The following is a 24293-nucleotide window of genomic DNA, read 5'->3' on the forward strand; positions in this document are numbered from 1 at the left end:
GTCGGCATCAACTGCCGATACGATGACTGCTACGCAGCAGCCTTCAGCAAGCCTTCCGCCATCATCGCCGCCTGTACCGATGGCCTGGCCTCGATACGTTTGCGGAATGCCACGATGGCCGGCCAGCGCTGCAGGTCTATACCGACGAAACCAGACCATCCGGTGGTAACGAACAGGTAGGCGTCAGCCACGGAAAAGCCGCTATCGAGCAGATAGTCGTGTTTTGTCAGGCGCCGCTCGACATGGTCAAAGCGTGTTGCCAGTTGCTCCTTGAATGCGGTCTTCGCTTCCGCCGGCATGCCAGGTTTGAACAACGGAGAAAACGCCTTGTGGATTTCGGAGGTGATGAAGTTCAGCCAGGACTGCAGCTGGTAGCGTTCCATTGTGCCGTTGGCGGGCGCGAGCTTGGCGACCGGCGCCTGGTCGGCGATGTATTGCAGGATGGCCGGTCCCTCGGTCAGGATGAGGCCGGGCGCGATTTCCAGTGCAGGTACGTAGGCATTGGGATTGATGCTCAGGAAATCCGTACCGTGTTCGGTACGCCCGGTGGCCGGATCGACCTTTTCCAGAGTGAACGCCATACCCGCTTCACGCAATGCGATATGTGGTGCCAGCGAGCAGACGCCGGGGTTGTAATAGAGTTTCATGGTACTTCCTTTCAGGGTGGGTTAAATCAATCAGGCGGTTTTCAAACGAACGGGCAGGGCAGTGTTGGCGGACTCCAATCCAAATGCGCCGTCATCCAGCAGGGCATGCACCACCGACAGGGCAATCAGGGGCGTTTGACCGATCATCGTGAAACTCCTTTCACATCGGGTTGATGTGGTGCTAATGTACGTTTGCGTCAATCCAATGAAAATAGGCATTCATGAAATCTCCCTATGCAAAAATGCAATCGAACCTTTCACTGACGGATCTGGAACTGTTGCTCGCACTGGTACGTGGCCGCACGCTTGGAGGCGCGGCGGAACGCATGAAGGTCGACACATCGACCGTCTTCCGCGCCATCAAGCGGCTGGAAAAGGACCTTGGCGAGTTGCTGTTCGAACGCGGTCGGCAGGGCTACCTGCCAACCGAACTCGGGCGCGAACTCGCCGGCTATGCCGAACGCATCGAATCGCAATTGCAGGAAGCGCGTGTGGCGGCCTTCAAGAGCAGCAGCGAACCTTCCGGGGTGCTGCGCATCACGACTACCGACACCATCCTCAATGGATTGCTGTTGCCGGTGCTGTCCGGGTTCACCAGCGCCTATCCGAAAATCGATCTGGAACTCATTGTCAGCAATGCCATCGCCAACCTCAGTCAGCGCGATGCCGATGTCGCTATCCGCGCCACTCGCAAGCCGCCCGAATATCTGGTCGGGAGCAAGCTGGGCACGCTGCAGTCGGCGGTGTTTGTCGCCAAAACTTACCTGCAGCGCTTCGAACAGGCGCCGACGCTGGAGGAGATGGAATGGATAGCCCTGGACGAGTCGCTGGCGGAACACCCGTCGCAGAAATGGCGGCGACAGCGGTTGCCGCGCGTCGTACCGCGCTTCCGATGCAATAGCGTGCTGTCGGTAGCCGGCAGCGTAGTCTGGGGGATGGGCGCGGGCGTCGCGCCATTGTTTTTGCTGAAAGACAATCCTCAGGTCGGCATGGTCGATGGTCCGCTCGCCGAGCTGGAAACCGATCTCTGGATGCTGGCCCATCCGGATGTGCGTCATCTGCACCGGGTCAAGCTGCTATTCGAGTATCTGAAAGCCAATCTGTCCCTGTGATGGATAGTTTGATGTGCGCAGAACGGCATCCCGACCGGCGTTGCGCAACTTCAAGCAAGGCTTGCGCCGATTCTGGTAAACCTGTTATCACGTCCATTTCCCCGAGAGTTCCGCCATGACCCGTTCGTTGACGCCGTTGACGCTGTTAACAATGTTGGCGCTCGCTGTGCAAAGTCCGATTGTGGCTGCCGACAGCGCCGATTTCAGCGGTGCCTGGGTAGGAACCATCTGTCCGCCGGGCGTACAGCGGGACTTCGGGCAGTGCTCCAGTTTTGTGCTGGAACTGCATCAGCAGGGCAAGCGCTTGTGCGGCGTGCATTCCTTTTCGACCGCCGGCGCGGAGCGTACCGATGAAGGAGCAGCGCCGTCGATCAATGGCGAGATCACGGAGGATGTGGCGAACGTGATTGCGATCAGCGGCCGTGCGCCGATACGTGTTCGCGCCGAGATCAAAAAGACTGGCGCCAGCTTGCAATGGCTCAGGCAGGAAGCGCCGAGCGGCGACTACCTGCTGCCTCCGTCCGCCCGTCTGAGCAAGTCCAAAAAGAAAACCCTGTTTGCGCCAATGTTCGAACAGGAACTCAAGGCCGCGTGCTCCTCGGTCTTCACGATGGAAGCAGAAGCGGAAGCCAGGAAAAAGGCGCTGCAGAACCCCCTGCCGATGCCAGGTGTCGGACAGGAGCCGGGTACACCGCCGGCCGCCGAAGGCAATCGTTGACGACTACGTCTGCGGTCATATTTTTGCGTCCCGGTCTCAATTTTCGGGACGCCATTTTAGCCACGTGATGTACCGGCCGTTGGGCTGCTGCGCCCCTTACAGGACGGGCTCCATCACGTATATGAAGCTCGCTGGCACCTAAAATCGGCACTGAATCTTCTTAGAAAGACCAGCAAACTTTCAAGATTTTATCCGGCCTGAGGACTGCTACATTGCAGTATGTGACGGCGGATCCCGTCACATAAGGGTAATCAGCATATGACGTACGTTTTCCTCCCTGGGAACGTATGGCTAATGCAGTCTCTCCTCAGTGTCTCCTGGGGTTTTGGGGTGGAGACCACCAGTCTCCACTCCCTTTTTCATGACGAAGCCATCTGCTTTGTCATATTGACTGCATAGCTTTTTCAGCCTTTCCGAATTTTTCTGCGCTGTTCACTATTCCTACCAGAAAGACGTGTAAGCAAGAACATGGCGTGGCTCGCGAAGCGTTGCGCTGCTCATCTTTCCACGATTCTTTCCGCGCTTCTCTCCGTCACTCAGTCAAACGATCCTTCAATTGCAGATCTCGACCCTGGTACCTACCGGGACAAGCTCGAACAACTCAATGATGTCGGCGTTGCGCATGCGTATGCAGCCAATGGAAGCCGGGACACCCATGGGCGCGGTATCGGCACAACCGTGGATGTAGATGTAACGGCGCATGGTATCCACCGCGCCAAGCCGGTTCAATCCTGGCTCGCAACCCGAGAGCCAGAGTATGCGTGACAGGATCCAGTCGCTTCCTGGATGTGCCTCTGCCATTTCCGCAGAATGGATTTCGCCAGTAGGACGCCGGCCAACAAAGACGGTGCCGGCAGGGTGTCCACCTCCGATTCTGGCACGTACGACATGCAGGCCGCGCGGTGTGCAGTTGCTGCCTTGTTGTTCACCCGTGCCTTTCGCGGCGGTGGATACCGTGTAGCGGCGCAAGCTGCTGCCGTCATCGTCGAAAAGTTCGAGGCTTTGTTCCGGAATACTGATCAGGATGCGCGGCATGGCTCGTCGGAATGAACTGGGCAGCAGCTACAATAGCAGCCGCTGCCCTTCATGCACAAGAACGCAGCAGGTGGTGGTGCCTGATTGCTTATGCACGCAGCAGGTTGCGCCATTTGCCGAACACGCCCAATGCCAATGCCGTTGCACACAACACGATGGCAATGCCCGCGACGGTACCCATGGTTACCGGTTCACCCAGGAACAGCCATGCCCAGATCGACGCGGTTGCCGGTACCAGGAAGGTCACAGTGATCGCCTTGCTTGCGCCTTCGGTAGAAATCAGATGGAAGAACAGCGCATAGGCCAATCCAGTACAGATCACTCCCAGAAAGATGACGGATATCGCGACGGTCCAGGTCATGCTGACGGCGGCGTGCGGCATGCCCGGCAAGGCAAATGGCAGCAGGACCAGCGACGAGGTCGCCTGGCTGCCGGTCGCGGTCGCCAGCGATGGCAGGCCGGATGCCTTCATGCGGGTATAGGTAGCGGCATAGCCATAGCAGACTGCGGCGCCCATGCCGGCCAGCACACCGAATACCGTGCTGAGCGTCACTTCGGTCGGACCGACACGCACCAGCACAGCAACGCCGAACAGGCCGAGGAAACAGGCCGCCATTCGTGATGGCGTCATCTTTTCAGACAGCAGCAGGAAGCCAAAGACGCCGGTAAAGATAGGCGCCAGCGAATTCATGGTCGCCATATATGCCGAGGGAATGTATAACGCCGACCAGGCAAACAACGCAAAGGGAATCGCGGTATTGAACAAGCCGATGACCAGGTAGGTGCGTGCATTTTTTCGCCAGCCGAATTCGATGCCGCGCGACCGTGCAAACGCATATAACGCCACACCACCGAGCAGGGCGCGGATGAACGTGGTCAGCAAAGGCCCCAGCACCGGGGACGCAATGCGCATCAGCATGAAGCTGGTTCCCCAGATCGCGCCTAAGAGGAGCAGCCTCAACATGTTTGCAGTGGACATCGGGATGGGCTTTCCGGAATAATGGGTTGGATTAATCGATTGTGGAGTGGCGGTATACCGGCTGCACATCCGCTGTAAATCCGTTGTGAATGGCCTCCATTACCTGCTTCCGCCGGCCTTACAACATTGATCGGAAATGCAGTAAAGTACGACAATTGTAGAGCCCGCCGTGCCGAACTGCTAACGACATTTATTGACATCAACTGTTAGAAAAACTAACAACAAGCAATGCGCCCACCTCTCCAAGCCTTGCATATGTTTGAAGCCGCCGCCCGCCACCTGAACTATTCACAAGCTGCCGGCGAACTCCACGTCACCCATAGCGCGGTGAGCCAGCAGATGCGTGCACTCGAAAATGCGCTTGGCGTTTCTTTGTTTTGCCGGCAGGGACGGCAGATGCTGCTGACCCGGGAAGGTGCGCTATTGCTCAAACGTATCCAGCCGGCACTGCAACAGCTTGGCGATGCGGTAAATGAAATCGGCGTGCTTAACCGTTCGCCCGCGGTCACCATCACCACACTGCAGTCTATTGCCAACCGCTGGCTACTGCCGCGTCTTGGCAGATTCCAGAAACTGCAACCCGACGTCGCCGTGCATATCCAGGCATCGGCCGATCTCAAGGATCTGGTGCGGGCGGAGGCCGACATCGCGATCCGCTATGGTCGCGGATCGTGGAAGGGATGCAAGGCGGAAAAGCTGATGGAAGAATGGCTGTTCCCCGTGTGCAGCCCCGATTTTAACCAGGGCCGTCTGCCGCGAAGCATCAATAGTCTCAAACGCTATCGCATATTGACCGACGACTGTCACATGGAATGGCATGCATGGTGCAAGCACGCAGGAATCGATTTCGCGGAGTTTGTTCATGGCGCGACCTACAGCGACAGTAATCTGATGCTGGGAGCAGCAATCGCCGGGCAGGGCATTGCCATCGGCCGCAGTGCGCTGGTATCGGCCGATATCGCCGCCGGCAGACTGGTGCCGGTGTTCGATCTGATCGCGCCTGCGCCGTTTGCGTATTACCTGGTAAGCGCAGAAGGTCGCGGGATGCCGCCACATCTCGCCGCATTTGCGCAATGGCTGCATGCCGAAGCCGCGGGTTTCATGCAGCGCGAGGTACGCACATTGGGACTCGCCGCGTAGGCGCGTCGCCCAAGCAAGGTCGCGAGTGCCATAGGCAGGTTCGACAAGCAAGCCGCGCAGACATACACAGTGCAACAATTGACCCATGCAAAAGGAGCATCCATGACCACACCATCCTCGTCGCAACCGGACAGTCGTTTTGACATCGTCGACACGCAGGCCCTGCAGGCGCTGTTCGATAGTGTGGGCGAGGCTTCGCGTGCCAAGGAAATTGGTCACATCGATGCCAATTACCGTGCACTGATCGAGGCATCGCCCTTTGTTGCGCTCGCGACGTTCGGACCCGACGGCGTGGATTGTTCGCCGCGCGGCGATGCGCCGGGTTTTATCGAGGTGCTCGACGAAAAGACCCTGGTGCTGCCCGAGCGTCGCGGTAACAACCGTGTCGACAGCCTGCGCAACCTGATCGTCAATCCGCAGGTCGCCCTATTGTTCCTGATCCCCGGCATCGGGCATACCTTGCGTGTGAATGGGCGGGCGCGCATCAATGCCGATCCGGCCCTGCTGGCGCGGCATGCGGTCGATGGCAAAGTACCGAAGCTGGCGCTCGTGATTCATGTCGATACCGTGTTTTTCCAGTGTTCACGGGCGATTGTGCGTTCAGACCTGTGGAATCCAGCCCGCCATATCAAGCCGGATGCTGTGCCCAGTCCAGGCAGGATCCTCGAAGCGCTTACTGCCGCACGCATCGATGGCCAGGCATACGACCGCGAGTTGCCAGGACGTATAGGCGCCACCTTGTACTAAACGGATTTCATTAAAATTGCACCACTGCGGAACCGCCTTGACGCGCGAGGCAGTGTTGCTGATTGCTTCTGTGGCGAGCACTCTTCCTTGCACCGCAACCCTTGCATCCCGACCTTGTCCTGCACACCAAATCGACCCGTTTCTCCGCGCACCAATATGAGGCCTGCCTTAACCGCAAAAATGTACAAGCATCCCGGGCAAGGCCGTACTATCATGCCGGGCTGAAAGGATTTCCGATGTCGCATCCGACCCGTTTGACCAGTTTTGCCGCCGGCGCCCGTGACACTCTTCCGATGCTGGTTGGTGCCGCGCCGTTCGGCATCATCTTCGGCACGCTCATCACAGCCGGACCGCTGGCCGCCTGGCAAGGCCAGCTTATGTCCCTCAGCGTCTATGCCGGTTCCAGCCAGTTCATCGCCGCCGGCCTGGCGGCCAGCCATACTGGCATGCTGATCATCTGGTTGACCACCTTTATCGTCAATCTGCGCCATATGCTCTATGCGGCCACGCTGCTTCCGTATGTTGCGCACTTGCCCGCACGCTGGCGTTGGGCACTTGGCTTTTTTCTCACGGATGAGACATTTGCCGTGATGAACGGGTATTACCGACAGCATCCGAACGCTCCGCTCGGGCATTGGTATTTTCTCGGTTCCTGCCTGTCGATGTATGTCAACTGGCAAGTGTGGACCGCAGTCGGCTTACTGTTTGGTGCGGTATTTCCACAACTGCAGACGCTCGGCCTCGACTTCGCCATGGTGGCAACTTTCATTGCCATCATCGTGCCGCAACTGACCCGTCTTCCGCACTTTGCGGCGGCAGTCGCGGCGGGCGGTTTTGCTTTCCTTCTGCGACATTTGCCCTATAAGCTGGGATTGATGTCAGCGGTGCTGATTGGCGTTGCGGTAGGCATGACGCTGCTGCGCTGGCAGGCGCGTTCGGTAAATACCTGCGACAGCAAGGAGGCTGCATGAATGCAACCTGGATGATCCTCGGTATGGCGGTAATCACGGTGGCCATCAAGGCCACCATCTTTGCACTCGGCGGACGGGTCGTCTTTCCGGCGTGGCTACAGCAGGCGCTAGGCTTTGTGCCGGTCACGGTGCTGACCGCCATCATCGTACCCATGGTACTGGCGCCGCATGGCGAGGGACTGGAATTCACCTGGCGCAATCCGCAATTGGTGGCCGCAATTGCCGCCGTCCTCATCTGCGCGGCAACGCGCCGGCAACTGCTGACTATTGTGATTGCGCTGGTGATTTTCTTTGGCTGGCAATTCGGCATGCTCGGCAATAATTAAGATTCTGCTTTAAAACAAGGCAGCCTGGCTGCTGACTTGCCTTATTGCCCATCTGCGCCGCAGTGACAAGAAGTCGTCATATCTTGTCAGTGGAAGGAATCAGCGTGCTGATAGCAGCATGACAAGTTCGGGCAAGCTCCGGAGAATATGGCGATCCAATTTGCCGGATTAACATTGCAGGGCAGCAGAATGGCTGTCAGAATTTCCCGTATTCATCATTTTGACGGGGGAAAGCATGGGACCTGCGCTCGGGCTTCGCGGCAAATCCGTGCTGGCGCTGTTCGCTACCTGCGTTCTCGTCCTGCTGTTGGCCGGCATCGCCGGTTGGCAGGCGTATGAATCGGTTCGCTCCCATCTCGGCACGGCATTCACCCGTAATTTCACCTTGCTCAATCGCGAGCGCATTCTCGCGCCGGTCACGCGCGAGCTTGCGCTGTCGCTGCGCCTCGCTCGCTCGGAAGCAATTCGGCTGTGGCTGCTGGATGAAAACAATCCTGAAAAAAAGAACCGGGCGCTGCGGGAAGCGGAAAGCTTTCGCGCAGACTTTGCCGACAAGTCGTATTTCATCGCATCAAACCTGTCCAGTCATTACTATTTTAGTGACCAGGCATCGCCTAATGCCACCATGCCGCGGTATACCGCCCAGTCCAGCGACCCCAGCGATGCCTGGTTCTTCAACACGATGAAATTCGGGGCGGCATTCAATATCAATGTCGATCCGGATCCCAAACTCGGACTCACTAAAATCTGGTTCAACGCGCTGGTGCTTGATGGTGAGCGCAAGATCGGTCTGTGCGGTACCGGTCTTGACCTGACAACCTTTGTCCGCGACTTCATCGGCACGACCGAGCGCGGCGTCACGCCGCTGATCGTCGACGTCAATGGCGCGATCCAGGCGCATCCGGACAGCCGCCACATTGCCTTTAATTCTGGCACCACTGCTGCTGCGGCCGACAAATCACTGTTCGGGCTGCTGCCTGAAGCTGGTGATGCGGAAGCAGCACGCGCCGCGCTGGATGCCGCGGTCAGGCAGCCAGGCAGTGCCGAAATCTTTGAAGCCAGCCTGCACGGCAAAAAGCAACTCATCGCCGTCGCCTATATCCCGGAACTCAATTGGCATGTGCTGACCGCGGTCGACCTCGCCGCCGCCGATGTGCTCGATACCAATGTACTCAAACTGATTGCGGCCGTGGTAGTCATCCTGCTTGCCGTGGCAATGATGGGTTTTGTATTTGCGCTAAACCGCCTGGTGTTGAAGCCGCTGGTCAAACTGACGCAATCCGCACGGGAAATGGCCGCCGGTAACTATTCCCTGGCCTTGCCGGCGGCGACCAATGATGAGATCGGCGAACTGACCACAGCCTTCGGCGCGATGGCTGGCAAGGTGCGTCGCCATACCGGTGAACTGGAAGACACCGTGCGCGAACGCACCCGCGAACTGGTCGATGCGAATCGTGAAATGAGCGTCGCACACAAGAAAATCAGCGATTCGATTTCGTATGCCAGCCTGATCCAGCGCGCGATCTTGCCCGACCGTCAACTCGCCGGCGCCCTCGGCGACAACCACTTTGTCCTGTGGCGGCCGCGAGATGTCGTCGGCGGCGACTTTTATGTTTATCGCGAAGTCGAAGGCGGCTGCCTGCTCGGTGTCGTCGATTGCGCGGGCCACGGGGTGCCCGGGGCATTCATGACCATGCTGGCACGGGCCGCGATCGACCAGGCGATTGATGAAGCAGGCGCCGCCAATCCCGCCGGGATCCTGGCATGCACCGACCATGTCATGCGCACCATGCTGCATACCGAAAACGGGCAACGGGATATCGCGACCATGATGGATGCCGGTCTGGTCTATATTGAGTACGGTGCGCAGCGACTGACCTTCGCCGGTGCAAAGATTGCACTCTACTGGAGCGATGGCCAGGCGGTCGAGACACTCAAGGGTAGCCGCCGTTCGCTGGGAGATCGCCATCCCGGCGAATACACGAACGAGACGCTCGAACTGCTGCCATCACGTACTTTTTACCTGACCACGGATGGTTTCCTTGACCAGGCCGGCGGTGATAAAGGTTTTGGTTTTGGCAATGCACGCTTCATCGACATGTTGCGCCGGCATGCCAACCAGCCTCTGCTGCAACAGGGGGAGGCGTTTGCGTCTACCCTGGCGGCGTATCAGGGAAGCCACGCACAGCGCGATGACATTACGATGCTCTGCTTCCGCTTCGGCCCATCGCCATGACAGAAAACGGATACAACAGGATGTGCAGTGCATTCTGACAAACGACGAAAAAATCAAAAGTATTATCGACATCAAATGCATACGAACACACCAACGCAGCGGCGACATCATCATCCGGAAGCAATCCAGACATCCGGTTTTTATTGGGGAAACCATGCTGATTGATCTTTTCGCACTACAGCAGACGTATAACCAGCAGCGCATCATGCTGTGCTTTAACGGTCCGCTTACCAAGAGCCTGATCGAAGAAATCGGCCATGCCCTGCGCAATTACATGGAGCGCGAGCATGCCACCGCGTCGTCGTCGATGGATGTGTTCGGCGCCTATATCGAGATGACGCAGAACATTCGCCACTATGCATTCCGCAAGGGCTGGGCGGACTCCGACGCGGCAGCAACCATAGTCATCGCACGCGACCCGGAAGGCCGCTATGTGGTGTCCGCGGGAAATGTCGTCGATTGCGACGATGGCGCCGACCTGACTGAACGCGTGGCGGCCCTGGCAGCGCTCGACAAGGCGGCATTGAAGGCACAATACAAAGAGCAATTGCGCATACCGCGCGAAGAAGGCAGTTGCAGCGGCGCCGGTCTGGGCCTGATCGACCTGGCGCGCAAGGCCAGTGAACCGCTGGCTTGCTCGCTGAAGACGCTGGACGATGGACGCGCGTTTTTCAGCATCCGCGTCGTGATGTAACCGAACTGGAAGGATCGATAAATGGATAACCTGAACATTGCCGGCACCTCGTCGACGCCCGCCATCATTGCCGACGCCACACTCGGCACGGTCGAGATGCGGGGCGACTCTTACCCGGAAAATTCGTTTGAGCTGTTTTCACCGGTGATGGCCTGGATCGAGCAATACTTTGCCGAAGCTGAGCACAACCAGCACAAACTGACGCTGAACCTGACGCTGCTGTACCTCAACACCAGTAGCGTCAAGGCCATGATGGACATCTTCGACCTGCTGGAAGATGCGCATCAGTCCGGACGCGAAGTCGCCGTCAACTGGTTTTATGACGAACAGAACGAAAGGGTGGCGGAACTGGCCGAAGAATTCAAGGAAGATTGCAGTTTCCCTTTCGATATCACTAGCCAGGTAGGATGAGTGTGCGCGACGAAGAGCATATCGAGCTGCGCGTCGAGAAGCTGCTTGCGGATCCTGAATACCAGGACAATCCCCTGCGCTTTGCGCTGGATGAGTTGTACACAGAGTTTCGCGGCCTGTTGCGCCAGATCGATCGCATCACCCGCATCTCGGATCGCTATCAGAGCGTAAGCATCGCCGAAAAACTGTCGGTGACCGACCGCTATCACAAGCAATTGCGCCAGCTGGAAAAGATTGCGCGCATTTCTGACCGTTACCAGTCCATGATGCGCGACCTCAACGAGGCGCTCAAGGAAGCCTCTACCCGCGATGCGCTCACCGGCATCGGTAACCGGCGCATGCTGATGGACAGAGTCAAAATCGAGATGGCGCGCGCCGAACGCATGGAACGGCCAATCACGCTCGCCTTGCTCGATGTCGACCGTTTCAAGGCGGTCAATGATGCCCACGGCCACGAAGCCGGCGACAAGGCGCTGATCGAGATTGCCAGGGCAATCGAGTCAGGCATACGCGATTACGATATCTGCGGGCGCTGGGGCGGCGAAGAATTCATGGTGATCATGCCCGAGATCGGTGCAACCGAAGCGGTCGTGGTGGTCGAGCGTGTACGCAATGCGATTGCCGGGCTGAATCTGGTGGCCGGCGATATTTCCCTAGAATTATCTGCAAGCTTCGGTATTGCCGAGCGCCGTAACGGCGAAAGCGTGTCCGACACCATCAAGCGTGCCGATGCCGCGTTGTTCGAAGCCAAGCGCGGCGGCCGCAACCGCTACGAAGTTGCCACCTGAAAGATCGCCGTCGATCAGGTACACTTGAGGTCTGCATTGAACCGGCCCCATTCCATCGGGATGGATAAGCTGTTCACCGCACACCCGAAATGACTTTCAAATTTCATCAATACGATGTTGCCGCAGCGGGGACGACCCCATTCGCGGTTTTTTATTGTGGACGACCACGCGCACTCACAAGGTGGAATATGTCCTGGACTCTTCTTTTAATCGCCGGCCTGATGGAAGTCGGCTGGGCCATCGGTCTTAAATACACGCAAGGCTTTACCAAGCTGTGGCCATCGGTCGCGACGCTCGTCTCCATGGTGTTCAGCGTGATCTTGCTGGGCATTGCCATGAAAACCCTTCCGGCAGGCACCTCGTATGCGGTGTGGACGGGAATTGGCACGGTGGGAACGGCGGTGCTAGGCATGGTGTTGCTAGGAGAATCGACTTCGTTCCCCAAAATCGCCTGCGTGCTGCTAATTCTGTGTGGCGTGGCCGGGTTGAAGTATTTTGACTGAGGTCGTCTGGTGTAAAGCCTCGCTGTGTTCCAGGCTGATAATAAAAAAATCAGCGCGAGAACGGCGATAACACGGAGGGAGCGCGGCGCATCTGGCGCACCGCTCTCTCTGTCCCCGACACCGGGGAATCATCGCATTTACGCAGCTTGCTTCTTCTTCCGTTTCGGCGCCAGCAAGGTGCCACGGCAGCTCGGCGTGCCGCACAGGCAACGATAGGCACGCTTGAGTGCCGGCGTGTGACGTTCTTCCATGATCAGCCCATAATCGTAGTACAGCTCTTCACCCCGTGTGATATCGCGCAGGGCGTAGATGAATACCTTGCCGTCTTCTTCCTGCGCTTCGCAATTTGGTTCACAGGAATGGTTGATCCAGCGGGCGTCATTGCCGTTATCGCCGCCGTCGATGATCTTTCCGCTATCCAGGCTGAAGAAGAAGGTATGGAAGTCGTCAGGTGCCTTCAGGTTTTCACGCCGCACCGCCTCCTTCCATGTGATGCGTTCACCCTGGTATTCGATAATGCAGGTCCCCTGCGGGATCTTGCGGGTGGCGAAGACGCCGTTTCCGTGGATCTTCGAGTGACGCACGACATAAAAAGGTTTAGCGGCTGGTGTGGCGGTCACTGCGGGAGCCGCGGTGGAAGCAGAAGTGCTTGAGCGTTTCATGTGAGTTCAGGGTATGTCGGACATGGAATTCGGGAGCGCGAGCACGAAGTGTAATCAATGATGGACCGTTGTGCATGCGGCAAACACGGTTTTTTGAGCGGCGTTGCATGCGCGGCTAAAATGGAAGTCCTTTACCTACGTGTTTACCATGCCCGGTCACCGACTCGTTCCCGCCATCCTTGCCTATCTGGACGGCATTCCCTATTCGGAAATCTACGGCGACGTCTACCATTCCGCGGACGGTGGACTGGCGCAGGCGCGCCATGTCTTCATTGGCGGCAATCGCTTGCCGGAACGCTGGCGTGACCGTCGGCGCTTCGTGATCTTCGAAACCGGCTTTGGCCTCGGGCTCAATTTTCTCGCCACCTGGCAGGCGTGGCGTACCGATCCCGAGCGCTCGCAACAACTGCACTACATCGCCATCGAGAAGCACCCGTTCAGCCGCGCTGACCTGGAAAGCCTGCATCGCCAGTGGCCGGAACTGGCGGAGTACGCGCAGGCGCTGCACAGCCGGTGGCCGCCTCTGGTGGCTGGCTTTCATCGACTGCTGCTCGATGAAGGACGTGTCGTGCTGACACTGGTGTTGGGCGATATCGCCGAATGCCTGCCGGAGATCCATGCCGCCGTCGATGCGTTTTACCTCGACGGTTTTGCGCCGAGCCGGAATCCCGAAATGTGGGCGCCGCCGATTCTTACTCGCCTGAACCGGGTCGCCGCACCGGAAGCGACGCTGGCGACTTACAGCATTGCCAGTACGGTACGCGCGGCATTGACCCAGGCCGGTTTCGTCTGCGAAAGAGTGCCCGGCTTCGGCCGCAAGCCGGAGATGCTGGCTGCGCGCTTTGCGCCGCGCTGGACGCAAGCGCCACGCGTCAAGATTAAGGAAGAAGCGGTTGAACGGCGTGCCATCGTGATCGGCGCCGGGATCGCCGGCAGCGCCGCCTGTGAACGGCTTGCGGCGCGTGGCTGGCAGATTGCGTTGATCGAAAGGCATGCAAAACCTGCACAGGAAGCATCCGGCAATCTTGCAGGCATCGTCATGCCCTTGCTGTCACGAGACGACAACCTGGCATCCCGGCTGGCACGATCCGCCTATTTGTTCACGCTGCAACTCTGGCAGCGGCTCGGTGGCGCCGGCAAGGCGTTCATGGCGGATACCTGCGGGGTGCTGCAACTGGCTGATGATGCGGAGCATGCGCAGCTGCAACGCGATACGCTGGCCGACAGCGGTTTTCCAGAAGACTATGTGCGCTGGGTGGGTCCGGACTGGGTGGAACGGAAAACAGGCAACCCGTCATCGCATGGCGGCTGGTTCTTCCCGCAAGGCGGCTGGGTAACGCCGGCGAGTTTGTGCGATGCCTTGCTGGATGCCTGTGGCACACAATTGCAGAAGCACTTCGGGCAGCAGGTCGCGTCGCTGCAACAAATCGATGGTGAATGGGTGGCACGCGATGCGGATGGCAAGGAGATTGCCCGTGCACCCGTGCTGATCCTGGCAGCAGGAACCAACGCCGCGCTGTTGCCTCAAACACAAGAACTGCCATTGCAGGCGATTCGGGGCCAGGTCACGCATTTGTCCGCTTCGGCGTTGCCGCCACCGCCGCTGGTTGTGTGTGGCGAAGGTTATGTGACACCGCCGGTGCACGGACTCTGTCCCGTTGGTGCGTCATACGACTTTGACGAGGACCGGACGTTGCGCCGCAGCAGTCATGACGAGAACCTGCAAAGGCTGGCTCAGGTCTTGCCGCAGGCGCTGACCGGTGCGGTGCGGAATGCGCCGGTCGAGGGCCGGGTTGGCTTTCGCAGCGTATCGCCGGACCGTCTGCCGTTGATCGGTGCCTTGCCGGATCCGTCGGTACCGATTACCGGGAGCCGCTTGCGCGATGTGCCACGGTTGCCGGGTGTCTATGGCTTGCTCGGCTATGCGTCGCGCGGATTGATCTGGGCACCGTTCGGCGCGGAACTGCTTGCCGCCGCACTGGAAGGCGAACCGCTGCCGATTGAACAACAGCTGGCCGATGCGTTGGATCCTGCCCGTTTTGCATTGAAGGCCTATCGGCGGGGCGGCAGCTGACGCCGCTGATTCTGCTAACCCTTGCAGGAATGCGATGCCATGCGTAAGCCCGTCAAAATTGTTCTTGTTACCGTTGCGACATTGCTGCTCCTGCTGGTAGCTGGCATCGCGGTGATCGCCGCACGCTTCGATCCCAACGATTACAAGCCAGACCTGGTTCGCATGGTGCAGGAAAAATACCAACGCAAGCTGGCGATCCCCGGCACCATCCAACTCAGCTTCTTTCCCAAACTTGGCGCGGACCTGGGGCGCGTCACCCTATCGGAGCGGCAGGGCACGACCGAATTTGCCGCGGTCGATCGCGTTACGCTGTCCCTTGCCTTGTTGCCCTTGCTGTCGCGGCAATTCGTTGTCGACAAGATCCGCGTCGACGGCTTACAGGCGAAAGTGATCCGTTTCAAGGATGGCAGCACCAGTATTGATGATTTGCTGCCCAAGGAGGAGGAAAAGAGCACGGCACCGGCGCAGCCAGAAGGAAACACTGCAGTCCGGCTCGACATCGACGGCATCCACCTGTGCAATGCACGGATTGCCATTGACGATCGTCAGAAAGCGCGGACCATGGAACTTCGTAATGCCGATCTGACCACTGGCAAGATTGCCGAAGGTGCATCGGGCAAACTGCAGTTCTCCGCCGATATCAGTGCAAAGAACCCGGACATCAATGGCAAGCTGAGCATCCGCGCCGGCTACACGCCACGCTGGTCACAGCAGCACTACACCGTCACCGACATGGATACCAATTTCAAGGGCAGGTTGGCGGATTTCAGCGACCTGTCGCTCACGCTGTCCGGTAATGCGGAACTGTGGCTGGCAACGGGGCGCTTTGCGCTGGATCGACTTCGCCTCAGCGCTACCGGCAAGCGTGCCAGCGAAGCGATCGATGCGCAGGTCGATATTCCGCAGCTGGCCATCACCGATGCGCAGGTCAGGGCTGCCAAACTGACTGGCAATGCCAGGCTGAACGCTGGCACCCGCACCACGACGGCGCATATAGAATTGCCCTCCTTCGAGGGCACGCCACAGGCTTTTCGCATACCGGCGTTCGTTATCGACAGCACCATCAAGGATGACAAGCTCGATGCGCGGGCTCGCCTGTCGGGACCGGTGACGGGAGATGTCGACAAGATGCTGTTCGCGTCGCCTGGCCTCACCGTCAACCTGTCAGGCAAGCAGGAGGCGACCGCGATCAGCGGTAACATCTCCGCGCCACTGTCGGCGAATTTCAAGACACAGATAATCAGTATTTCCAAACTGGTCGCTGACCTCAGTCTGCCCAATCCGGGCGGCGGTGCATTACAACTGAAGGCAAATGGTAATGCGACACTCGACCTCGGCAAGAAAAGTGCGACCGCCACCCTGGCCGGCAACCTCGACCAGAGCCGCTTCGATCTGCGCTTGGGCATGAGCGAATTTTCTCCGGCCGCCTATACCTTCCAGGTCGGCATCGACCAGCTCGACGTCGATCGCTATCGCCGCAAACCGGCGACCGCCAAGCCGAGCGGAACCGCGTCTCCTGCGCCAACCCCGACCGAACCACCAATCGATCTGTCCGCGTTAAGTAAGCTGAGGGCCAGCGGCAACCTGCGCATCGGTGCGCTGAAAATTGCCAACATCCGTGGCAACAATGTGCGCGTAGACCTGCGGGCCGGCGCGGGCAAGTTAGATATCAATCCAATCAATGCCAATTTATACGGCGGCAGCGTCGCGGGATCGCTGAGCGTAGTTTCGGCAAGTCCAAACCGTTTCGCGTTGCGGCAAAGCTTGTCAGGTGTTCAAGTCGGTCCGCTGCTCAAGGATGCGATCGGCAAGGATCCGATTGAGGGAAGCGGTAACGTGCAACTCGACGTCACCACCAGCGGCAATCTCGTCAGCCAGCTCAAGAAACAGCTCGCCGGCACGGCAAGGCTGGACCTGCGCGATGGCGCGATACGCGGCGTGAACATTGCACAAGCGGTACGCAGTGCGAAAGCGAAGATCGGCGAACTGCGCGGCAATGAGAATCCACAGGGGGGTACCGCATCGACTGCCGAGAAAACCGACTTCAGCGAGTTGTCGGGAAGCTTCCGGATCGCCAACGGCATTGCCCATAACGAAGATCTGGTCATCAAATCACCGCTGGTGCGCGTCAGTGGATCAGGCGACATCAATATTGGAGAGGACCGGCTGGACTATGTTGCCCGCACTACCGTGGTGTCGACTCTGCAGGGGCAGGGCGGCCCCGAGTTACAGGCACTCAAGGGACTCACCGTACCGGTGCGACTCTCCGGACCCTTCAGCGCGATTGGATGGCGTGTGGATTTTGCCGGCATGGCAAGCGAACTGGCTAAGCAAAAACTCGAAGAAAAAATCGGTGGAAGCAAGGACGACATCAAGGCCAAGGCACAGCAGTCGATCGACGAAGAAAAAGCAAAGGTACGCGATCAGTTCAAGGATCGATTGAAGGGTTTGCTCGGCAAGTAAGTGATGCTGTTAATGCCATTACTATACCCCTAAGCCGGCCTGTCAGGATATAACTATCTTGTGCCTTTGCGACCTCCTTGCTGCATCATTGGAAGGCACAGGCATTACATGCCGATCAACCGAATTGCGATGCCTTTTATGTTCAATTCAGTGAATTGAAATTGAACCCTTTGATCGCATCAGACGCGCATGCATAAAGTTTGATTTTGCATGTCACGCCCTTGTCGCATTTTCGCAGCAGCGCTCTTGTTATCCCGTCTATAAACAGGCTTGCGATGACAGCGATGACGCTAAAAAGTTTTACGCAATCGAATCGTAAAACTAAAAAAATACGTCATAAATAGCGCTTTGAAAAGAGCATTTGAAAAGCCTAATTTTCAACATTTTCCGCTTACAAAAAAAACGCGAAAATTTCCTAGCGACCAGAGAAAATCGGGCGTAGTATGAAATTGCGGAGTGGAAATTCAGTCTTGAATCCGACCCACAAACGACCGGCAATTACATCAAAGGACCCCCCATGAAAATCTTTGACAACTACGCAGCACGGTATGAGCGGACTCGGGAAGAGGAATACTCCCTGCAGGAATATCTGGAACTGTGCAAGCGCGATCGACTCGCTTATGCCACTGCTGCCGAGCGCATGCTCGAGGCAATCGGCGAACCTGAGATGATCGACACGCGCCATGATTCGCGTCTCTCGCGTATCTTCGCCAACAAGGTTATCAAGATTTATCCAGCCTTCCGTGAGTTCTACGGTACGGAAGAGGTGATCGAGCAGGTAGTGTCCTACTTCCGTCATGCTGCTCAAGGCCTCGAAGAGCGCAAGCAGGTACTTTATCTGCTCGGCCCTGTCGGCGGCGGCAAGTCGTCCATCGCTGAGAAGCTCAAGGCGCTGATGGAGCAAGTTCCGTTTTACGCGATCAAGGGTTCGCCCGTGAATGAATCGCCCCTCGGCCTGTTCAACGAAATCGAAGACGGTGCGATCCTCGAAGAAGACTACGGCATCCCGCGCCGTTACCTGAAGACCATCCCCAGCCCGTGGGCAGTCAAGCGCCTGCACGAGTTCAACGGCGATATCAACCAGTTCCGCGTAGTCAAGCGTTATCCGTCGATCCTGAAACAGGTGGCGATTTCCAAGACCGAGCCGGGCGATGAAAACAACCAGGACATCTCTTCGCTGGTCGGCAAGGTCGATATCCGCAAGCTCGAAGACTATTCGCAGGATGATCCGGATGCGTACAGCTACTCCGGCGGCCTGTGCCTGTCGAACCAGGGTCTGATGGAATTCGTCGAAATGTTCAAGGCCCCGATCAAGGTATTGCACCCGTTGCTGACCGCAACGCAGGAAGGCAACTACAAGGGTACCGAAGGCTTCGGCGCGATCCCGTTCGACGGCGTGGTACTGGCTCACTCGAACGAATCCGAATGGAAGGCATTCCGCAACAACAAGAACAACGAAGCGTTCCTCGATCGTATCTATATCGTCAAGGTGCCGTACTGCCTGCGCGTGTCGGAAGAGGTCAAGATTTACGACAAGCTGATCCAGAATTCCTCGCTGTCGAAAGCGCCCTGCGCTCCTGGCACTCTGAAGATGATGGCGCAGTTCGCGGTGCTGTCGCGTATCAAGGACCCGGAAAACTCCAGCATCTTCAGCAAGATGCAGGTGTATGACGGCGAGAACCTGAAGGACACCGATCCAAAGGCGAAGTCGCGCCAGGAGTATACGGATTACGCCGGCGTCGACGAGGGCATGAACGGCCTCTCCACGCGTTTCGCGTACAAGATCCTGTCCAAGGTCTTCAACTTTGACAACACTGAAGTCGCTGCCAATCCGGTGCACCTGCTGTACGTGCTGGAACAGCAGATCGAGCGTGAGCAGTTCGCACCCGAACTCGAACAGCGCTACATGTCCTACATCAAGGAATACCTGGCGCAGCGTTACGTCGAGTTCATCGGCAAGGAAATTCAGACCGCTTACCTGGAAAGCTATTCCGAGTATGGCCAGAACATCTTCGACCGTTATGTGACGTTCGCCGACTTCTGGATCCAGGACCAGGAATTCCGCGATCCGGACACCGGCGAGAGCTTCGACCGCGATTCGCTCAACAGCGAACTGGAAAAGATCGAGAAGCCGGCGGGGATTTCCAATCCGAAGGACTTCCGTAACGAAATCGTCAACTTCGTGTTGCGTGCCCGCGCGCAGAACAGCGGCAAGAACCCGGCATGGACCAGCTATGAAAAGCTGCGCACCGTGATCGAGAAGAAGATGTTCTCGAACACCGAGGAACTGCTGCCGGTGATCTCCTTCAACGCGAAGGCCAGCGCCGACGATGCGAACAAGCATCAGGAGTTCGTCGCCCGCATGGTCGCGAAGGGTTACACCGCGAAGCAGGTTCGCCTGCTGTGCGAGTGGTACCTGCGCGTACGCAAGTCGTCGTGATGTAATCTCCCGCTCCGCGCGGGCTCCTTCCCCCTTGCAGGGGAAGGTCGGGATGGGGTAGTGAGCTTGTGCAAAAGTGTCGGTTGATCCGACCTCACTACCCCCACCCCAGCCCTCCCTCTGCAAGGGGGAGGGAGCCGGCAGGATGAAGCGGGAAGCTCTTTCTTCCACCATGGAAAAGAGCAATAACAAACGCCCATACTGTTTCAGGAGGCAATTTGGCTCACCTCATCGACCGGCGCTTGCAGGGTAAAAACAAGTCCGCTGGCAATCGCGAACGCTTCTTAAGGCGTTACAAGGGCCAGATCAAGGACGCCGTTGCGCGCGCAATCAAAGGCCGCTCGATCAAGGATATCGAGAAGGGCGAAAAAGTATCGATCCCCGTCAAGGACATCAATGAACCGACGTTCGGCCATGCGCATGGCGGCGTATGGGAAGTCGTTCGTCCCGGCAACAAGGAATATCAAAAAGGCGACCAGATCCAGCGGCCGAAAGGCGGCGCTGGCGCAGGCAAGGGCAAGGCAGGCAACAGCGAGGAAACCAGCGAAGACGATTTCGCGTTCGAACTGACCCGCGAAGAGTTCATGAACTACTTCTTCGAAGATCTCGAGCTGCCCAACCTGATCAAGACCCAACTGAAGTCCATCACCGAATTCAAGCAGCAACGCGCCGGGTACACGGTGTCCGGCACGCCGTCGAACATCCACGTATTGCGTTCGCTGCGAGGTGCGCTCGGCCGCCGTATCGCGGTCGGCGGAAAGTCGCGCAAGCGCCTCAGAGAAGCAGAGGAAGAACTGGCGCAGTTGATGCAGACGACATTCGAGGATGATCATCGCATCCTGGCGCTGCGCAAGGAAATTCATCAACTGCGCACCCGCTTGCATGCGATTCCTTTCCTCGATCCGATCGACCTGCGTTACAGCAATCGCATTAAGGTACCGAAGCCGTCCAGCCAAGCCGTCATGTTTTGCGTGATGGACGTTTCGGGTTCGATGGATCAGGCCAAGAAGGATGCGGCGAAGCGTTTCTTCATCCTGCTCTACCTGTTCCTCGAGCGTGCATATGAAAAGATCGAAGTGGTCTTCATCCGCCACCATACACAGGCGACCGAAGTGACCGAGGACGAGTTCTTCAACTCGCGCGAATCGGGCGGTACCGTGGTGTCTTCCGCGCTAGTCCTGCTCGACAAAGTCATCCAGGAACGCTATGCCAGCAGCGACTGGAATGTGTATGTCGCGCAGGCATCGGACGGCGACAATTGGGATAACGATTCGGTGACTTGCCGTGAACTGCTGATCAACAAGATCATGCCGATGGTCCAGTACTACGCGTATGTCGAGATTACTGATGGCGAACCGCAGAACCTGTGGCACGAGTACACACAGATTCCCGACCATTGTCCGCACTTCGCGATGCAGAAAATCGAGTCGCCGGCCGATATCTATCCGGTGTTCCGTGAACTGTTCAAGAAACAACCGAAATGACGACGACAGCGATCAAGAAACCTGCAAGGAAAACGGCTGCCAAGCCCGCACGCAAAAAGGCGGGCAAGCCGTTTCGTCTGCCCGAGCAATCCGAGTGGACCTTCGAGCTGATCGAATCGGTCCACGAAGAAATCCGCCGCGTCGCGGAAGGCTTCGGACTCGATACCTATCCAAACCAGCTGGAAGTCATCACCGCCGAGCAAATGATGGATGCGTACGCATCGGTCGGCATGCCGGTGTCCTACGCGCACTGGTCTTATGGCAAGCAGTTCCTGTCCACGGAAAAGAGTTACAAGCGCGGTCAGATGGGTCTGGCGTATGAGATCGTGATCAATTCGAACCCATGCATCGCCTACCTGATGGAAGAGAACAGCCTGACCATGCAGGCGCTGGTGATCGCGCATGCGTCGTACGGCCACAACTCCTTCTTCAAGAACAACTACCTGTTCCGTACCTGGACCGACGCCGAAGCGATCATTGACTACATGGTGTTCGCCAAGAACTATATTGCCGACTGCGAGCGGCGCTATGGCATCGACGCGGTGGAGTTGCTGATCGACTCCTGCCACGCACTTCAGAACTATGGCGTGGATCGTTACAAGCGTCCGGCCAAGCTGTCAATGGCGGAGGAGCGCGAGCGCCAGGAAGACCGCGAGCGTTACCTGCAATCGCAGGTGAATGACTTGTGGCGTACGATCCCGCGCAAGGCCGAGGTCGTACAGGAAATCGGTCCGTCACGTTTTCCCGCGGAGCCGCAGGAAAACCTGTTGTACTTCATCGAAAAGTCGGCACCGCTGCTGGAGCCATGGCAGCGCGAGATCGTGCGTATCGTGCGCAAGATTTCGCAGTACTTCTACCCACAACGCCAGACGCAGGTAATGAACGAAGGCTGGGCCACGTTCTGGCACTACACCATCCTCAACCAGTTGTACGACGAGGGCGTGGTCGGTAACGGCTTCATGATGGAGTTTTTGCAGAGCCATACCAACGTCGTGTATCAACCACCGGTGACCAGTAAGTATTTCAATGGCATCAATCCGTATGCGCTGGGCTTTGCGATGATGCGGGACATTCGTCGCATCTGCGAAAACCCGACTGACGAAGATCGCCAGTGGTTTCCCGATATTGCTGGCAGCGACTGGAAGAAAACGCTCGACTTCGCGATGCGCAACTTCAAGGATGAAAGCTTCATCGCACAATACCTGTCGCCGAAAGTCATCCGCGATTTCCATTTCTTCGCGGTGCTGGACGACGACAAGAAAGAGAAACTGTCGATTTCCGCCATCCATGACGATGCCGGTTATCGCTATATCCGCGAACAGCTTGCCGGACAGTACAACCTGGGCAATCGTGAACCCAACATCCAGGTCTGGTCAGTCGACACGCATGGCCATCGCGCACTGACGCTGCGTCATAACCAGTATCTGCGCAGGCCGCTCTCCAACCAGACCGGCGAAGTACTCAAGCACGTCGCACGTCTATGGGGATTTGACGTCATCCTGGAAACTGTCGATCCGGATGGCAAGGTAGTAGAAACGACGGAATGCAAATGCGAAAAGAGGCAGCGCGGTAACTAGGGGAGGGGTTCGCCGGACGCCGCAGGAACAGGGGAGCGTCAAAGACGCTGTGGCGCCCATTGCGGCCCTGCCGCATTGTTTTGCTTCGCATGCAGTGCGGTCATTATCGCCATGTCTCTTTTCATGGGCGCTTGCCGGGTAACCGGCAAGACTTGATGCCAAGGTGAAAGCCTTGGCATTTTTTTTGATCATCCGGTTAGTTGCACCATAAACGCATTCAAGTTCGCCAGAGCGGACTCATGTGGTTAACGCAGGCAAGGAACGTAACCACGGACACCGTTCAGATCCGGTGCTTGTAAATCTGTAATTTTTTCCGCCCCTCTGTAGAGTCTTCCAGATCAGCGTTGCATTCATGATCTACTCCTTCTATGGCAGCCCAGTCAAGAAGGGACGTGCAGGCTATTGGCACATACATTGCCTAACAGCCGTTTACATCAAGTGATGGTTTCCGATGGCTATTGCCATCATGTTCCTGAAGGAGATTCCAGATGCAACAACGTAAAAACCTCAATCGCATGCTCGGAGTTGCCGCACTGGCAATGATGTTCGGTAGTGCCTCTGTGTATGCCCAAAGCACCGGTACGACCAGCAGCGGCACGGCAGGGGGCAACACCCAGTCCGGCGCCACGTCCGGATCGTCCGGCACCGGTTCGTCGGGAGCAAGCAAAGGCAGCAGCAGCTCAGTCGCCAAGGCTGACCAGAAAATGATGCGCGACCTGGCAGAAGCGAATCTGGCGGAAATTGAAACAGGCAAGCTGGCGCTGGAGAAATCCCAGAACGATCAGGTCAAGGCTTTTGCGCAGAAGATGATCGATGACCATACCCAGTCGCAAAAAGAACTGGAGCAGCTGGCGCAACAAAAAGGTGTGACTCTTCCAACCGAAACTGACATGAAACACAAGGCTGCGGCAAAGGCACTGAGCGCTCTTGAGGGCGACAAGTTCGACAAGATGTACATGAATCAGGTGGGCGTGCGCGATCATAAGAACACCCACCAGCTGCTTACCAAGGCGCAAAAAAATGCCAAGGATCCGGATCTGAAGGCGATGGCAGAAAAGACTGCCCCAATCGTCAACAATCACCTGACCATGGCACAGGACCAGACTGGCAAGAAATCTTCCAGCAGCGGTTCGTCTTCAGCCAAGGGGTCGAGCGCTTCCGGCAGCGGCAGCACCTCCAGCAACAAGTAAGTGCAAAGTCAGTGTGAGTTGGTAGTACGTGAGCAATGTGCCGTCCCACGCGGCGCATTGCCTTGCGATGGTGACTGGAATGCTCCCCATGCCACC

Annotated in this window: 21 protein-coding genes; 17 read left to right on the forward strand and 4 right to left on the reverse strand. The window is 57.6% G+C overall.

Translation table 11 applies throughout. The features are described from left to right. Positions 1-29 precede the first annotated feature (29 nt). Positions 30-647 (reverse strand): glutathione transferase GstA, encoded by a 618-nt coding sequence (gstA, locus tag ACFQUU_RS10215; RefSeq protein WP_382246441.1) that lies wholly within the window; start codon positions 645-647, stop codon positions 30-32. Between the two features lie 221 nt (positions 648-868). On the opposite strand from gstA, the gene ACFQUU_RS10220 reads away from it, so the two are divergent. Next, positions 869-1759 carry a LysR family transcriptional regulator gene (locus ACFQUU_RS10220; protein WP_382246444.1) on the forward strand — a complete coding sequence of 297 codons (891 nt, stop codon included), beginning with the start codon at positions 869-871 and terminating at the stop codon, positions 1757-1759. A 115-nt stretch (positions 1760-1874) separates the two neighbouring features. Then, entirely contained in the window at positions 1875-2477 is a 603-nt protein-coding gene (locus tag ACFQUU_RS10225; protein ID WP_382246447.1) for a hypothetical protein, read from the forward strand. Between the two features lie 552 nt (positions 2478-3029). Here the strand turns inward: ACFQUU_RS10225 and ACFQUU_RS10230 are convergent. Beyond that, entirely contained in the window at positions 3030-3512 is a 483-nt protein-coding gene (locus tag ACFQUU_RS10230; protein WP_382246450.1) for a L,D-transpeptidase family protein, read from the reverse strand. A gap of 88 nt (positions 3513-3600) precedes the next feature. Then, on the reverse strand, positions 3601-4476 hold the full coding sequence (locus ACFQUU_RS10235) for a DMT family transporter (protein WP_382246453.1): 876 nt from the start codon (positions 4474-4476) through the stop codon (positions 3601-3603). Between the two features lie 243 nt (positions 4477-4719). Between ACFQUU_RS10235 and gcvA the strand changes: the two genes are divergently transcribed. The 9 genes from gcvA (at position 4720) to sugE (ending at position 12307) form a co-directional block, all read left to right on the forward strand. Beyond that, on the forward strand, positions 4720-5631 hold the full coding sequence (gene gcvA, locus ACFQUU_RS10240) for a transcriptional regulator GcvA (protein ID WP_382246456.1): 912 nt from the start codon (positions 4720-4722) through the stop codon (positions 5629-5631). Between the two features lie 102 nt (positions 5632-5733). Continuing rightward, on the forward strand, positions 5734-6378 hold the full coding sequence (locus ACFQUU_RS10245; RefSeq protein WP_382246459.1) for a pyridoxamine 5'-phosphate oxidase family protein: 645 nt from the start codon (positions 5734-5736) through the stop codon (positions 6376-6378). A 236-nt stretch (positions 6379-6614) separates the two neighbouring features. Beyond that, a complete protein-coding gene (locus ACFQUU_RS10250) occupies positions 6615-7349 on the forward strand; it encodes an AzlC family ABC transporter permease (RefSeq protein ID WP_382246462.1) in 735 nt (244 codons plus the stop codon). Continuing rightward, positions 7346-7675: an AzlD domain-containing protein gene (locus ACFQUU_RS10255; protein WP_382246465.1), complete on the forward strand. Its 330-nt coding sequence runs from the start codon at positions 7346-7348 to the stop codon at positions 7673-7675. The genes ACFQUU_RS10250 and ACFQUU_RS10255 overlap by 4 nt, the downstream gene beginning before the upstream one ends. 235 nt (positions 7676-7910) lie before the next feature. Continuing rightward, on the forward strand, positions 7911-9911 hold the full coding sequence (gene siaA / locus ACFQUU_RS10260; protein WP_382246468.1) for a biofilm regulation protein phosphatase SiaA: 2001 nt from the start codon (positions 7911-7913) through the stop codon (positions 9909-9911). 154 nt (positions 9912-10065) lie between these two features. Further along, on the forward strand, positions 10066-10605 hold the full coding sequence (gene siaB, locus ACFQUU_RS10265; protein ID WP_382246471.1) for a biofilm regulation protein kinase SiaB: 540 nt from the start codon (positions 10066-10068) through the stop codon (positions 10603-10605). Positions 10606-10626: 21 nt separating this feature from the next. Beyond that, positions 10627-11016, forward strand: coding sequence for a biofilm regulation phosphoprotein SiaC (gene siaC / locus ACFQUU_RS10270; protein WP_382246474.1), 390 nt, complete (start codon positions 10627-10629; stop codon positions 11014-11016). Further along, a complete protein-coding gene (siaD, locus tag ACFQUU_RS10275; protein WP_382246477.1) occupies positions 11013-11804 on the forward strand; it encodes a biofilm regulation diguanylate cyclase SiaD in 792 nt (263 codons plus the stop codon). Before siaC ends, siaD begins: the two co-directional genes overlap by 4 nt. A gap of 188 nt (positions 11805-11992) precedes the next feature. Beyond that, positions 11993-12307 carry a quaternary ammonium compound efflux SMR transporter SugE gene (gene sugE / locus ACFQUU_RS10280; RefSeq protein ID WP_382246480.1) on the forward strand — a complete coding sequence of 105 codons (315 nt, stop codon included), beginning with the start codon at positions 11993-11995 and terminating at the stop codon, positions 12305-12307. A gap of 137 nt (positions 12308-12444) precedes the next feature. Here sugE and ACFQUU_RS10285 read toward each other — a convergent pair whose 3' ends face one another. Further along, the gene (locus ACFQUU_RS10285; protein WP_382246483.1) at positions 12445-12969 is read right to left on the reverse strand and encodes an SET domain-containing protein; all 525 of its coding nucleotides are present in this window, start codon (positions 12967-12969) and stop codon (positions 12445-12447) included. A gap of 148 nt (positions 12970-13117) precedes the next feature. Here ACFQUU_RS10285 and mnmC point away from each other — a divergent pair, with 148 nt between their 5' ends. The 6 genes from mnmC (at position 13118) to ACFQUU_RS10315 (ending at position 24197) form a co-directional block, all read left to right on the forward strand. Beyond that, positions 13118-15043: a bifunctional tRNA (5-methylaminomethyl-2-thiouridine)(34)-methyltransferase MnmD/FAD-dependent 5-carboxymethylaminomethyl-2-thiouridine(34) oxidoreductase MnmC gene (mnmC, locus tag ACFQUU_RS10290; protein WP_382246486.1), complete on the forward strand. Its 1926-nt coding sequence runs from the start codon at positions 13118-13120 to the stop codon at positions 15041-15043. Positions 15044-15082: 39 nt separating this feature from the next. Continuing rightward, entirely contained in the window at positions 15083-17506 is a 2424-nt protein-coding gene (locus ACFQUU_RS10295; RefSeq protein ID WP_382246489.1) for an AsmA family protein, read from the forward strand. 517 nt (positions 17507-18023) lie between these two features. After that, positions 18024-19946, forward strand: coding sequence for a PrkA family serine protein kinase (locus ACFQUU_RS10300; protein ID WP_382246492.1), 1923 nt, complete (start codon positions 18024-18026; stop codon positions 19944-19946). Positions 19947-20164: 218 nt separating this feature from the next. Then, positions 20165-21430 (forward strand): YeaH/YhbH family protein, encoded by a 1266-nt coding sequence (locus ACFQUU_RS10305; protein WP_382246495.1) that lies wholly within the window; start codon positions 20165-20167, stop codon positions 21428-21430. Then, on the forward strand, positions 21427-23007 hold the full coding sequence (locus ACFQUU_RS10310; protein WP_382246498.1) for a SpoVR family protein: 1581 nt from the start codon (positions 21427-21429) through the stop codon (positions 23005-23007). The genes ACFQUU_RS10305 and ACFQUU_RS10310 overlap by 4 nt, the downstream gene beginning before the upstream one ends. 488 nt (positions 23008-23495) lie before the next feature. After that, positions 23496-24197: a DUF4142 domain-containing protein gene (locus tag ACFQUU_RS10315; protein WP_382246501.1), complete on the forward strand. Its 702-nt coding sequence runs from the start codon at positions 23496-23498 to the stop codon at positions 24195-24197. The last annotated feature ends 96 nt before the right edge of the window (positions 24198-24293 follow it).

It is taken from the genome of Herbaspirillum sp. GCM10030257, assembly GCF_042666555.1.
In the GTDB taxonomy this organism is placed as follows: domain Bacteria; phylum Pseudomonadota; class Gammaproteobacteria; order Burkholderiales; family Burkholderiaceae_D; genus Noviherbaspirillum.